Raw genomic sequence first — 13,287 nt, forward strand, 5'->3', positions numbered from 1 at the left:
CAATAATGATAACTTATTCATATCCTAACATTTTTTTGCTATTACTTATTGCTATACAAAAAACAAAAACTAACACAAACTCCCAGTCGTAATGTTTTTAGTAGGTCAAGTGGATTTAGAAAGAGGAAAGGCATAGATCAAGGACTTCATTTTACAGTATATTTTTTCGATATATTATGTACAGACTTTTACTTTAAATTTTAACTATTGAAGTTATGGGAGCTGTAAATTGTTGTGTTGAGGGGGAAATACAGTGAAAACAAAGATTGTATCCATACTAAAAATGAGATCTTTGAGAACAAAGTTAGTCACTCTATGCTTGGCTATACTAATTGTGCCCACGATCGTGATAGGGTTCACTTCGTATACGGTTTCGAAAAATGAAATGAATGAATCAGGCAAGGCAGCACTTGAAAATAGTGTGAATATGGTTATTGGCATGATTAGCCTCCTCAATGAGCAAGTAGAGAGCGGAGATTTAACATTGGAGCAAGCACAGGAAAAACTCCGCGTCGAACTGCTCGGTGAAAAAAATGCAGATAATAAGCGGCCTGTAAAAAGTGAATATACTGTAGGGGAAACAGGATATCCATGGGCAGTTGATAAGGGTGCTCATTCCGTGATGAATCCTTCCAATGAAGGTCAGGATTTGACAGATGTCGTAACGGAAGATGGCGTGTATTTGGGAAAAGAGCTTGTTAAGGTTGGATCAGCCGGAGGGGGATTTGTCACCTACAAGTGGGCTCTACCCGATACAGGTGAAGTAGAAACGAAAGTTTCATATGTTGAAATGGATCCACATTGGGGCTGGATCATCGGTTCAGGTGCATATTTAAGTGAGTTCAACAGCGGTGCAACGCAAGTTCTTTATCTTGTAATAATGGTTACGGCAATTGCAGTTGTTCTCGGATCAGTTATCGTCAGCATCGTCTCAGGGCGTCTAACGAAGCCTATCCTTATGATCGCAAAGCGACTGAAGTCAGTTGCGGACGGTGATCTGACCGTTGAAGAAGTCAAAATGAAGTCCAAAGATGAAATAGGTGAGCTGTCTAAAGACTTTAATGAAATGATTAAAAACATGAGATATCTTATTAAACAAGTCGATCTCTCCACAAAGCAAGTAGCTTCATCCTCCAAAGAATTGAACCTTGGAGCAGAGCACACCAGTCAAGCAACTGAGAATATCACCATTTCGATCCAAGAATCAGCAGTCGTTGCACAAGAGCAACAAATGATGCTTCAAAGAACAACCAACTCACTCGAGGAAATATCAATTGGTATCCAGCGAATAGCGGAAAGTTCATCAACTATTGCTGATTCTTCTGTCGATGCGATGGAATTAGCGAATATAGGTAGTACTGCCATAGAACACACAGCGAAGCAAATGAACCTGATTAACCATTCCGTTAATGAAACCGATGTAGTCATGAGGATGCTTGATGAACGCAGCCAGCAGATCGGTACAATGCTACATGCCATTACGGATATCGCAAACCAGACTAACCTTCTGGCTTTAAATGCTTCGATTGAGGCTGCCCGTGCAGGAGAAGAAGGCCGCGGTTTCTCCGTAGTTGCTTCAGAAGTAAGAAAACTTGCTGAACAATCGAATCAGTCATCCGGGCAGATTTCCACGTTGATTCATGATATGCGTACAGATATAGAACAATCTCTTAAAACATTGGAACGAGTTAAACAGGACGTCGACTCAGGCATACAGATTGCTAGTGAGACAGAACAACAGTTCAACAAAATTGTGGGGTCCACAAACTTTATCGCGCAACAAACGGAAGAACTCGCCAGTGTTACACAGCAGATAACTGCAAGTGTACAGGAAATAACAGCGGGTCAAGAGAAAGTCTCCAATCTTGCGCTTCAAGCTGCAGACAATTCACAAAATATAGCTGCATCTTCAGAAGAACAACTGGCTTCAATGGAGCAAATTACGAGTCTAGCCACAACCTTGTCGGATATGTCACAGAAGTTAGAGCGTTTGACAATCCAATTTAAATATTAAACTCTACAATTTGCAACTGCAGATTCAATATTTAACAGGAACTTCATTTTAAGCTCCCAATGCAGTAAACTTGCAGTTATGAACTAACCTGAGTTAGTTGAACAAAGGCAGCCGATCACGTAAACTGCACCCCCATTGCTAGATGGTATCTTACAACAGGGGTGCAGTTTACAATTGATTAGCTGCTTTCTTATTTTAATTTCCCTTTTACTGAACTTCTCTACTGAAATTCTCTAAAACATCATAAAACCTCGTATAGATACGAATAGAGAAAATGCAAATATGATCATCATTAACCAACCTTGCCGCTTTTTATTTTGCTTAAATTCTTGTAGCCCCATCACTAACATTGATAACCCTAAAGCTAGAATCATAAATGGTTGAAAATCAAAATTGTTTGACATTATTCCATAACCTGCTATTGCTACTGCGATAATTGAAAATAGTATCCGCAAAAAAATTAACAAAGCCTATGCCCCCTTTAATGTTAAGCGCTCATTTCTTGCTTTGGTAAGCAGTTATCTTAATTATACCAAACGATTACTTACTGGTAATGTTGACAAGCGATTAGCTGCTATAGCTTAATGGTGGCACGTTAGAAGACAAAGTTGCCAACACTATCTCACTAACGAGTTATCTCCTTGCATTTAATAAACTAATGTTTCTCGTTATTAAATGAATAATTGTTAGAGGCAAACAGGATTTCCCCGAAGGCCCCTGTGTCTTGTTTAATCTTTTCCCTCTGACCGGTGCAACGCCTCAACCAAATCTACAAAGTGACGCCCGCGCTCTTCAAAGTTACGGTACTGGTCAAACGCAGTGCATGAAGGACTAAGCAGCACAGTGTCTCCCGGGGAGGCCAGCTTGTGCGCTTGCGCCACTGCTTCGCCCAGGCCTTCACAGTAGATAATAGGCGGGTAGCCCGGCACTTTACGCGCTGCAGCCTCGATTTGACTTGCCGCTTCGCCGATCAACAGCAACACCTTAACATGATCAGGCAGTAGCCTAGCTACCTCGTCAAACGGTACTTTCTTGTCTCGTCCGCCGGCGATCAGCAATACTCGGCCCTCATGAGCGTGCAGCGTGGCGACGGTGCGAGCGGGGCTGGAACCGATTGAATTGTTGTAATATTGGATACCGCACACCGTTGCCACCCACTGGTTTCGATGCTCCACGCCCGCAAAGTTGCGCACCGTCTCCAGTATTGCCTCATCTGACACGGTCCCCCGCACAGCACTCATGGCAGCCATCACGTTTTCTACGTTGTACCACCCCGGTAAACGGATGTCACTGATAGGTAAAAGACCGTCGATCACCCCGTCGTGAACAGTATGCCCGCCGAAATACTTGGTCCGCCCCCGTCCGCGCAGTGCAGCAGTCGCCGGATTATCCCCGTTTAAGACGGCAAAGTCAGCAGCAGTCTGAAAATCCAATAGGCGGCGCTTCGCGGCGGTATATTCATCCATGTCGTGGTGCCAGTCAAGGTGATTGGGCGAAAGGTTGGTTATCACCGCTACATGGGGTGAGCGAGTCATGCCCATCAGCTGAAAACTGGACAGCTCAACCGCGCACGCATCCAGAGGTGACATCTCACCCACGCGCGTCAGCAGTGGCGTGCCAATGTTGCCGCCCAGATGTACTGTACGTCCTCCGTCAGCCAACATGTCTGCAATCAGGGACGTGGTGGTGGTCTTCCCATCCGAACCGGTCACACCGAAAATGGGGCATGGACACAGCGCGAAGAACTCCTCCATCTCGCTGGTCACACGGCTGCCGCCCGCGCGGGCCGAATCCAGCGCCGGATGGTCTGGGCGCATGCCCGGTGTACGGAACACTATGTCTCCCCCGACGAGATCCAGGTAATTCTCCCCTAAATGCAACATAACCCCCAGATCATCCCACTCCTCTCGGAGAAGGTCCTGGTTCCTATCACGCACTGTGACGCGCGCCCCGGCCAAGCAAAGCATACGGATCAGCGGTGCGTTACTGACGCCGGCGCCGACGACTGTCACGTCCCGACCGGCCATTGATTGGATATAGGTGTCAAACGCAGGATTCATAATATAAGCACCTCCTCTTAGGAATTTTCAATACATGAAATATACCACAAATTGGAACCAACCTATCCAATAATTGAATAAAGGCAGCCGATCACGTTGATCGGCTGCCTTCATTCAATTATTGAGTTATCATTTCCGTTAGTTCAGGGCGGTTATGATACGGTTTAGCTTAACGGATCTATCAGTAAAAATAAGTTTTAATTTAAGGTTTTCCTTATTAGGAAATAAATCCATACCACTTTCCTTTCTGCAACTGTGACTGTGAAGGACACTTCTTATGTATCGGAGAGTTCGATTTACTCTTTGACATGTTACGTTTACAATCGTAAACTTTACATACCGTTCACAAGGGTAACAAAGAAAAATTAGGAAGGTGAATTCGATGCATGAGTCTCCACACATTTCCGAGACCGAAAGCGAAGTGATGAAGCTCCTCTGGCAAAAGGAGCCTTTGTTCATCAATGAGATCATTTCCGAATTAACCCATAATATGCAATGGTCAGATCAGACAATTAAATTAAAACCTATTCTCAACAAGCCTCTCCTCAAATCAGCCTATTTCATTTGGGGGACAACAATATGAAGCGAAACGGGAACGATGATGATCACCAAGTTTAAGAAAGGTTCATACAAGCTATCCGTCGTTACTATTCTCTTGGTTATTGTCTTGAGCGCCATCTTGCTCAATAATGCGTCGGATGCTAGGAAGAGTGCCGAGCTAGATACTGCTCCCCAAGCAGCTAACCATAATTTAGGGTTTTCCCCTGGGTACAGCGATTCGTTTAGATGGTTTAGTAGTCTCGATCGGGCACTCGATTTTCCGAAGTATAACTATAAAGTACCCGATTATCTTCCTGAAGGTTATCAGTTTGAGAATATATTATATGATAAAAATTTCTCCAAACCCAACGATGTCGATCTTATTGATGTAGCATCCATTACTTTCGTTGCTAACTTTGGCACGGAAAATGAACAAAGCATAGAGGTGAAAGCCTCCAAAGGCAATGGCAATTTGTTGGAGCACAATCAATTGCGGGGGGCTAACGACACTTCTGAATACCTGCTGGAAGCTGTTACGATTGGCAATGTCAAAGGCACTTTATTCACGGATAAAAGACGCTATAAACAAAGGCCAGAAACAGGGAAAAGCTTTTACTGGCAGGATGACAGTTTTTGGTACGCAATCAATTATTATAGCGAGCACATCTCGCAAGAAGAGCTCACAAAAATGGTGCAATCCTTTGTTTTACCGCAGCAAGTTCAGCATGTCCGCTACGACGGAGATGGAAATTCATTTCCTCTTTATGACGAAAAGGATTTGCTTGCAGCGAAGAACATTCTCGGCTTTAAGGTGAAAATCCCTTCCGAATTGCCCGGGCTTAATCTGAATAGTTCAATACTGCTTAAAGCCGACGATCAGAATACCAGGTATGCGTTCAGACAAGCGACGGACGCTCTATGGACAGACTATTACGCACCGCTTAATTCTTCAATCTATGAGGTAAACGATAATTTCTCACTTTATCAGAGCAAGGAGCCGCTTTTTGACACGTCCAAGCTCTCGCTCACTCGGTTGCTGAAGATTAATGGCGTCGAAATTTCCGCATATGAAGACAAGAACCATGTTTACTTCGCATCCAGAAAAGAAGTGAAATTGCCTTATTACTTGTGGAAACAAGACGATATTTATTACACTGCCATTTTCTCTAGCATGGACAAGTACCAGGAAGACAACCTGAAAGCTATAATTTCAGCTCCTGTGCAATAGGTCCGAGGGGAGAACGTTACTCGGAAATAGACTGAATACGCAAGCCCCTCTCTATCATTTTTCGAGAGGGACTTTTCATGTAATCTTCTGCAATATAGTTCGCCGTTACTTTGTGATATGGTTCAATTCAACATTGATTTTGCTAACGCGATCATTTCCTCTTTAGTTAACTCTCCGCTGTCGATTTCAATGAAAGTATCCTTTTGTACCCATCGTAGGTATCCTCCTGGTATATGGTTAGCCCAGGGTTCAAATCGCCCTTCGATTCCGTTTATGTTAATTTTCTCTCCACGTTCATTAAATTTAAATTCTTCGACTATAGTTCTTGTTGTACTTGTTCGATTACGAACATCGATGTTAGTGACAACTCGGTTTATTTTATATCCAACCGCCTTATGTTCTTCAATTCCAAACAAATAGGTCTGTCCTGATTTATCAAAGAAATGAAGTCTAACTTTTGAAACTGCTTGATTAAGAACAAACGGATATGGTTCCTTAATTTCTAATTTGTAGCTTTGAACTGAGTAAGACGGTGCAAGTAATTTGAAATCTGCAACAGTTTTCAGCTTTTCCAATTCAACATTTGAAAAAGCTGGCGTATGTTTAGCTGATGCGATGAGTAGGTCATTGTTAATTCCAACAGAAAGCGTAAAGATAAAAATTAATGAAACAATCCATCTAGGCAAAGGCATTCCCTCCAAATTTTTTGGTAATATTATGTCATTGTTTAATTCAACTATTCTTCCTTTTACCTTAATAAAGTAAATCAGTGAAAGTAATTCCTTCTTGACTAACCTATCCATAAACAAAAAAAATCCCAGAGTCGGTTACTCTGAGATCTCCGCCATCATTCGAGTTGATCAGCTTAAATGTTATTCTCTAACTCTCTCCAGCGTCATCATCTACTCTGAGGTATACCGATCCAAACATAGGAATCATTAATTGTTTAGTCTTATCGTTGATTTGATTTAATTCAAGGGCTATTTCGGATTCGTTGAAAATTGTCTGTTTTTCTGCCCATGCAAAAGTACCATGTTCTGTAGATATCTGAGCATTAAATCTGAATTTATCCGGATCTAAGTGTGGACTTAGATCCGGATCTTGTACTGGTTTGCTAGAACTTGTTGATTTTAGTTCCAAGTCATTTTTAGCCTCTGTAGGTTTTAATATCGGAGTTAATGGATGAGATTGAACATGATGTTCTTCAAATAAATTTGTAGGCTGCGTTATTCCTGTGATCAGCATTATTACAGCAACATTTAAAAATATTTTTAGTAACATACTTATTCACCTCCAGGTTAGACTACTAAAACAAATTATTTCCATCTAGCTCTTAGATATCCATGAAATTGGTCACACAGGTCAAATTATTCCTGAATAAGTTGCAAAAAAGATACGAAAATTCGAAGTGATTTTCGGATCAGTTTAGTAGGGCAGATGAGCATCTAGCCGACCACAAATGAACTACACTCCAATTGTTGTTAGATACCACTTGGCAATCGGAGATGCAGTCCAACATTGATCGGCTGCCTTTTTGTTTTAATTCAACTACCCTTTCCCGTAAGCGTATTGATGTATTAATTCATCAATGGGAATTGAACCATCAATATAACGATAAAAGAAGAAATAAAGCTTAGTATTGCAATGAAAATATGAAGACAGCTGAATGAGATTTTTTCCAGAACATATCTTTGTTTCTTTTGAATGAAGCACGAGTAAATGAACACAGTAATCACAATGGGCAAATATTGATGAAGATCAGGTCCATCGTTACTCGGCAATATTTTTTGAATATATTCATTAATAGTTTCATTAACAATCATCAATGCATATATAACCCCGATGGTCGCTGAAACCAAAAACTGAAATGCTAACTGAATTATTCTATTCTTCAAAAAGAAAGGACCCATTTTTCGGTATAGGTCATTAACCATAATATATTTGTTGCCTCCTTAATTGTATTGATATTCCCCCTGTATTTTACCACATATATCCATTCATACAGCTCATTTTTTTCTAAATAGGAAGATGGCAAGAAGTAAAGCTATGCTTACAGCGGCAAAACCCAACCAATTCAATTGGATTGCCATTGATCCTTTCACCCCAACCGCATGTGCCGTTAGAATATCGGTATCCCAACGTCCTCTCCCTTTGTTAGATCCCTCAATCTGATTGAGATTTTAATTTTTGTAGATCTTTGCTATGCTGAGTTAAATATTTGGATACGGGAGACTGAGCATTGATGCATAAAATACTGATTGTCGACGATGAAGTAGACCTTCGAAAGTTGTTGTCCGATTATTTTGAAATTAACGGATATTCCGTCCTAACGGCCAAGGATAGCAGAGAAGCGCTGAGGAAAGTGGAACAACAACCTGATCTTGTTTTGCTAGATATCAACATGCCTAATCAGAACGGCCTTCAATTATGCGAGAGGATCCGAGACTTTGTATCGTGTCCAATTTTATTTTTAACAGCTAGAATTGAAGATAACGATAAAATAGCTGGATTTCGGGCCGGGGGCGATGACTATATCCTAAAGCCATTCAGCATTCACGAGCTGGGGGCCAGAGTCGAAGCGCATTTGCGCAGGGAGCAGCGAATTCACACCAAATCTTCGGTAAGGTTTAATAATGATTTGGTTATTGACTACACAGCCCGGGAGCTTTATTACCTAGATAAGCAAATTCCACTGGCTAAAAAAGAGTTCGACATTATCGAGTTGCTGTCCACTCATCCCAATATCGTGTTCGAAAAGGAACGCATGTACGAAAAAATTTGGGGGTTGAACAACCAAGGAGACGCAAGTGTAATCGCAGAACATATTCGTCGGATTCGCTCTAAGTTAAAGGAACACGGCTGTGATGACCGAATCGAGACCGTTTGGGGAGTAGGATACAAATGGCCAAGCTCATGAATGGACTTCTGCTCAAGCGATTTACCTTACGGCAATCTTTTATTCTGTTATGCGTAGTTACGCTTATTGCCGTGCTTGCTGTTATAACTCTGGAGTTCACCTGGGCGGAAAAGCTACGGTTGCATTTCGGTGAATCGGATTGGGTGCTTCCCTCTCTCGTCGCGGCGGTTATGCTAACCGTGGCAACCGGAATTCTCACCATGGCCATTCTATTTTACAGATGGAAACTAAAACGTCCGCTGGAGCTGTTAAAGCAAGCCTCCGAGAAAATTTCGGCTAACGATCTCGACTTCAGTATCTCCTATGACAGCCGGGACGAGATGGGCGAGCTGATCACGGCATTTGAAAACATGCGCTCAACATTGGAGAAAAACGTAAGGTCACTATGGCGTTCAGCTGAAGATCGCAAAAAAATCAATGCAATTTTCGCCCATGACTTGAGAACGCCGCTGTCCGTGTTGAAAGGAAACACCGAGCTTCTCGCCGCCTATCTGCCCGAGAAAAAATTGTCAGAAGAAAAGGTGCTGGAGCTTATCCATACCATGAATCTTCACATCGTGCGTCTGGAGAGCTATGCGGAGGCCATGAACTCGATTCAGAAATTGGAAGACGTCCCAGTACATCGCCAGCTGACAGATATCATCTCGTTGACAACTCTGCTAAACGGCAGTGCCGAACAAATCGCAAGGCAATCCGGCAAAACCTTCGTATCATCTATGGAATATGATAATGCAGCAATTAACGTGGACTCCTATATCGTCATGCAAATTTTCGAAAATATGGTGGCCAACGGGGTTCGATACGCTAACAGTCAAGTGACCGTTCACTATGACATTCAGAAAAACTTCATGAAAATTACCGTCTTAGACGACGGGCATGGTTTCTCAGATGAAGCACTTCACAAGGCTGTGCTCCCTTTTTACCGCGGCGAGGTGTGGGATGCGACTGAACATCGCGGGCTGGGCCTTTACATTTGCAAGATGTTTTGCGAAAAACATGCTGGGAGCCTGCAGATCGAAAACGGCCCCTACGGCGGCGGGAGTGTTACTGCAAGTTTTGGGATCCAAGTTGATAAATAGTTGAAAAAGTTCTGATAGCATTTCCTTATCTTGAATTCTAGGAGTGCTATGATGCTAAAATTGAAAAAAAGAATGTTTATTGGAATCAACTGTTTACTATTGTTATGTGCTCTTTGGCCAAATCCTGTATCCGCCGCGGGAGCCCTTGACAGGTCACAAATTCTGCAAGACATTGACGAATACATGAATCGGAGCATGAAGGCCAATCACATCAAGGCTGCTTCACTGTCTATAGTCAAGGGCGATGGGGTCTACTACGCAAAAGGCTATGGAACATTCGAAGATGACCAGAGCGTTATGAACGACACTCCTTTCCCCATTGCTTCGTTAAGCAAATCCTTTACCGCATTGGCTGTGCTGCAGCTAGCGGACAAGGGACAGATTGACCTGGATGCGGCTTACGATTCTTACTTTCCAGCGCAATCTCCACAGGATCCTCGCGTTCATGACATCACAGTCCGCCAGTTATTGAATCAAACCAGTGGCCTCAATGACAAAATAAATCCCGATATGACGAGATTACCGCAATTCCAAACCTTGCATGAAGTGAACCGGTTGTTAACCGAGGTGCAACTTGCCCATAACCCTGGAACAGTCTACAGCTATCATAATCCCAATTATGTGCTGCTGGCGAACCTCGTAGAAGGCGTAAGCGGAGAGCGCTTTTCGGATTATCTGAGCAGCCATATTTTCAAACCGCTAGGAATGGACCATACCTTCAGTGTCAGCACGACGCAGCAATTCTATGGGAATGGAACTATTCCGCTAGGACATTACTTGATTTTGGGACGTGAAGTAGGCCAAACGGAACCGCTCTGGTTCATTGACGGCCCGGCCGGTATTGTTTCAACTGCGGAGGACATGTCCTTATGGATGCTTGCCCAATATCACAGCCCCCTACTTTCTCCGACCCTATTGAAACAATATCACGCAGCTGGCGCCATCGGTCCCTACGGCATGGGCTGGCTTGCAGACCAAGACGAATCCGGGGGCCGAATGATCTCCCATAGCGGCATTCTCTGGACATACAAGTCCGAAGAAAAGATTTATTTGGATGAGCAGATGGGTATTGCGGTAATGTTTAATTCTGGTTTAAACGCTTTTGTGGATTACTCGACTTTTATCAATGAAATCGCGAATATTATGAGGGGGAAGAAGATTGAAACCTCATTTGTGAATGGTCAGAACTTGGAAATGATCATGATTGCGCTGATCTGCGCTACGCTCGTATGGGGCGGTTATGCCTATTTTCGTATCCGCCGGAGGAACACAAGCCTAACGATCAGCAAAATGATTCTGATAACCGTCGGAAAGATGATCCCGCTCCTAATTCTCTTGTCACTCTCCCCATTGATGACATTTATCGGCGGAGGACGCGTGCTGCCTTGGTTCGGCATCTGGACGACTCTGTCGTCTCCAATCTTATGGCTTGTTGTATGGTCGCTTGTCAATGTTGTGCATTTGACTTGCTATTATTACGTTTATGTTCAAAATAAAAAGAACGATCGTCATGACCTACCTCAGTAGACTATGTCATCAAACGCTAGGATAACAAACTCATTGCCTGTTTGTTGAACGAAAGCAGCCGATTACGTTGATCGGCTGCTTCCTTAAATACTCATTTTTGTTTCCATATTATCAAGTGATCACCCACATTACTAAAAATCCGGTTATCGGCATTGATTTTTCCAGAATAGGTTATTTTGTAGACAGCTTAGCGATAAGCAAGTTCCTGACACAAAGGGAGATGTGTTTTAATGGCAACTACTTATATTGTAGTTTCATCTTAAAACTGCATAGTAGGCATATGCGAAAAAAGCGGGATAACGTCCGTAGTATTTGGTATGCCATCCAAATTAACCTTTCGTGAATATTGCTGTTTGCAGATACGATGAAGGTCGTATCTTTTTTGGTCCTGATGCCGCGTGACAGCAGCTTCTTTAGAGGCTGCTGTCACGCTCCAAAAAGTCTATGAAATGAAAACCAGCCCGCTGGGTTAACCCTAAAAAAAGAACCCCCCGATAACCCTTGAATCTAGTGGGTTTTCGGGAGTTCTTTTTCATACTCTTTTACCATCCTGCTCATCAACGACATTATTCACCTATCTAAAAAGAGATCTAAATCAGTTCCTGCTTCCGCTTCAAATACCCATACAACACCACTCCAGATGCCGCACAGATCACAGCGCATATGCCGATAAATCCATACCCCGCCTGAAGTCCGCGCAATAGCCCCAGCTGAGTGGTTGCACCATACGCCTTCTTCACGCCCTCAATCACCCAGCCAATGGCATAGTTGCCAATAACGCTGCCAATCCCCATCAGGGTAACCGCGAACGTAATAGCAGTGTCACTGCCATTCGGATATCTGCGTGCGATAAATGCCATGACTGTTGGATAGATCATCGCAATACCCGCTCCCGATACAGCAAAGAAAAATGCCAGCCCCTCTCCGCCCGCGATCGCGATGAACGTGCATACTGCGGAAAAAGCAGAGAACAGAATCAGTGACAATACGAATCCGATCCGGTCCGTAAGCGGCCCTAGCAACAGTCTGCCCAACGAGAAACTGAGGAAGAACGCAGACAGCAGCCCAGATGCTTTGACCGTGTCCCACGTATAGGCTTTCTCCAGAAAGTTAACAAGCCAACCCCCAACCGCCAGTTCCGATACCACGCCAAAAGAAAGAATGAGCACCATCAGCCAGATGGCTGGATCACGTGTTAATGTCTTGAGTGAAGTCCGATCTTCATGAGGAAGATCATCCCCTGGAAATTTGCTGCGGAGCGCCGCGATGATCGGCAGCAGACAGAGGGACAACATGACCAGATACATGCCGCGCCAATCCAGTACATGTCCGAACACGCTCAACGACATCACACCTGTCGCCAACAAAGGCGCTACCGTTGAACTCAACCCATAGAAGAAATGGGACAGGTTCATCATCGTACCTGTGTTTTTCACAAAGATCCGTGCACCCAGAATTGCCAAGGCAATTTCCAGCATGCCGTTACCGATATACATGAAGAAGTATGATGAAGCAAAGAGTGGATATGTATGAGACACATAAATGAACACACCCGAGAGGATCATCGATGCAAACGATATGATGCTAACCGCTTTGATTCCCCATTTACGCACCAGGATGGCGGTGAAGGAGCAGGCGATCAGATACCCCAGTGCGTTCAGGGACAATAACGTTCCGAGCTGTTTCTCATCCAGATTGAAGTCAAACTGAATGCGCGGAATGGCTGGTCCCTTAATATTTTCCGATATGCCGAATACGATAAAACCAATAAAGATCGTCGCCAGTTGCATGGCATACAATTTGTTGAACTTTTTCTTGTTTCCTTCTGTACCTGCTTGCTGATTCAAAATAAGTACCTCCTGTTAGTTCAGAAAAAAATATCACACTTTACCACTACGATTGCCGTCCCTCTTCCGATCGCT

The 13,287-nt window shown here is 43.4% G+C and carries 11 protein-coding genes; 6 read left to right on the forward strand and 5 right to left on the reverse strand.

Features of this window, described 5'->3' with window-relative positions; all coding sequences use genetic code 11:
* Positions 1–253: 253 nt before the first annotated feature.
* A complete protein-coding gene (locus QP794_RS21070; protein WP_483311934.1) occupies positions 254–2,014 on the forward strand; it encodes a methyl-accepting chemotaxis protein in 1,761 nt (586 codons plus the stop codon).
* A 233-nt stretch (positions 2,015–2,247) separates the two neighbouring features.
* Here QP794_RS21070 and QP794_RS21075 read toward each other — a convergent pair whose 3' ends face one another.
* A complete protein-coding gene (locus QP794_RS21075; RefSeq protein WP_285078738.1) occupies positions 2,248–2,481 on the reverse strand; it encodes a DUF3953 domain-containing protein in 234 nt (77 codons plus the stop codon).
* Positions 2,482–2,742: 261 nt separating this feature from the next.
* Positions 2,743–4,074 (reverse strand): UDP-N-acetylmuramoyl-L-alanine--D-glutamate ligase, encoded by a 1,332-nt coding sequence (gene murD, locus QP794_RS21080; protein WP_285078739.1) that lies wholly within the window; start codon positions 4,072–4,074, stop codon positions 2,743–2,745.
* A 382-nt stretch (positions 4,075–4,456) separates the two neighbouring features.
* On the opposite strand from murD, the gene QP794_RS21085 reads away from it, so the two are divergent.
* Both QP794_RS21085 and QP794_RS21090 read left to right on the forward strand, forming a co-directional pair.
* On the forward strand, positions 4,457–4,657 hold the full coding sequence (locus QP794_RS21085) for a BlaI/MecI/CopY family transcriptional regulator (RefSeq protein WP_285078740.1): 201 nt from the start codon (positions 4,457–4,459) through the stop codon (positions 4,655–4,657).
* A gap of 15 nt (positions 4,658–4,672) precedes the next feature.
* On the forward strand, positions 4,673–5,842 hold the full coding sequence (locus QP794_RS21090; protein WP_285078741.1) for a peptidase M56: 1,170 nt from the start codon (positions 4,673–4,675) through the stop codon (positions 5,840–5,842).
* 122 nt (positions 5,843–5,964) lie between these two features.
* Here the strand turns inward: QP794_RS21090 and QP794_RS21095 are convergent, their stop codons facing one another.
* Both QP794_RS21095 and QP794_RS21100 read right to left on the reverse strand, forming a co-directional pair.
* Positions 5,965–6,645 carry a DUF4367 domain-containing protein gene (locus QP794_RS21095; RefSeq protein ID WP_285078742.1) on the reverse strand — a complete coding sequence of 227 codons (681 nt, stop codon included), beginning with the start codon at positions 6,643–6,645 and terminating at the stop codon, positions 5,965–5,967.
* A 76-nt stretch (positions 6,646–6,721) separates the two neighbouring features.
* Entirely contained in the window at positions 6,722–7,123 is a 402-nt protein-coding gene (locus QP794_RS21100; protein WP_285078743.1) for a hypothetical protein, read from the reverse strand.
* Positions 7,124–8,084: 961 nt separating this feature from the next.
* Between QP794_RS21100 and QP794_RS21105 the strand changes: the two genes are divergently transcribed.
* The 3 genes from QP794_RS21105 to QP794_RS21115 all read left to right on the forward strand — a co-directional run bounded on the left by QP794_RS21105 (position 8,085) and on the right by QP794_RS21115 (position 11,365).
* Positions 8,085–8,759 carry a response regulator transcription factor gene (locus QP794_RS21105; RefSeq protein WP_285078918.1) on the forward strand — a complete coding sequence of 225 codons (675 nt, stop codon included), beginning with the start codon at positions 8,085–8,087 and terminating at the stop codon, positions 8,757–8,759.
* Entirely contained in the window at positions 8,744–9,838 is a 1,095-nt protein-coding gene (locus tag QP794_RS21110; protein WP_285078744.1) for a HAMP domain-containing sensor histidine kinase, read from the forward strand. The genes QP794_RS21105 and QP794_RS21110 overlap by 16 nt, the downstream gene beginning before the upstream one ends.
* Before the next feature lie 72 nt (positions 9,839–9,910).
* Entirely contained in the window at positions 9,911–11,365 is a 1,455-nt protein-coding gene (locus QP794_RS21115; RefSeq protein WP_285078919.1) for a serine hydrolase domain-containing protein, read from the forward strand.
* 590 nt (positions 11,366–11,955) lie between these two features.
* On the opposite strand, the gene QP794_RS21120 is transcribed toward QP794_RS21115, so the two are convergent.
* Complete coding sequence (locus tag QP794_RS21120; protein WP_285078920.1) at positions 11,956–13,155, reverse strand: MFS transporter; 1,200 nt, start codon at positions 13,153–13,155, stop codon at positions 11,956–11,958.
* Positions 13,156–13,287 lie beyond the last annotated feature (132 nt).

The organism is Paenibacillus sp. UMB7766-LJ446, from assembly GCF_030226665.1.
GTDB lineage: Bacteria > Bacillota > Bacilli > Paenibacillales > Paenibacillaceae > Paenibacillus > Paenibacillus vandeheii.

What these genes read in the sequence shown, in the direction of transcription:
- murD (WP_285078739.1), bottom strand. Translation starts at nt 4,074, where the DNA reads ATGAATCCTGCGTTTGACACCTATATCCAATCAATGGCCGGTCGGGAC.
- QP794_RS21085 (WP_285078740.1), top strand. Translation starts at nt 4,457, where the DNA reads ATGCATGAGTCTCCACACATTTCCGAGACCGAAAGCGAAGTGATGAAG.
- QP794_RS21090 (WP_285078741.1), top strand. Translation starts at nt 4,673, where the DNA reads ATGATGATCACCAAGTTTAAGAAAGGTTCATACAAGCTATCCGTCGTT.
- QP794_RS21095 (WP_285078742.1), bottom strand. Translation starts at nt 6,645, where the DNA reads ATGGATAGGTTAGTCAAGAAGGAATTACTTTCACTGATTTACTTTATT.
- QP794_RS21100 (WP_285078743.1), bottom strand. Translation starts at nt 7,123, where the DNA reads ATGTTACTAAAAATATTTTTAAATGTTGCTGTAATAATGCTGATCACA.
- QP794_RS21105 (WP_285078918.1), top strand. Translation starts at nt 8,085, where the DNA reads ATGCATAAAATACTGATTGTCGACGATGAAGTAGACCTTCGAAAGTTG.
- QP794_RS21110 (WP_285078744.1), top strand. Translation starts at nt 8,744, where the DNA reads ATGGCCAAGCTCATGAATGGACTTCTGCTCAAGCGATTTACCTTACGG.
- QP794_RS21115 (WP_285078919.1), top strand. Translation starts at nt 9,911, where the DNA reads ATGTTTATTGGAATCAACTGTTTACTATTGTTATGTGCTCTTTGGCCA.
- QP794_RS21120 (WP_285078920.1), bottom strand. Translation starts at nt 13,155, where the DNA reads ATGCAACTGGCGACGATCTTTATTGGTTTTATCGTATTCGGCATATCG.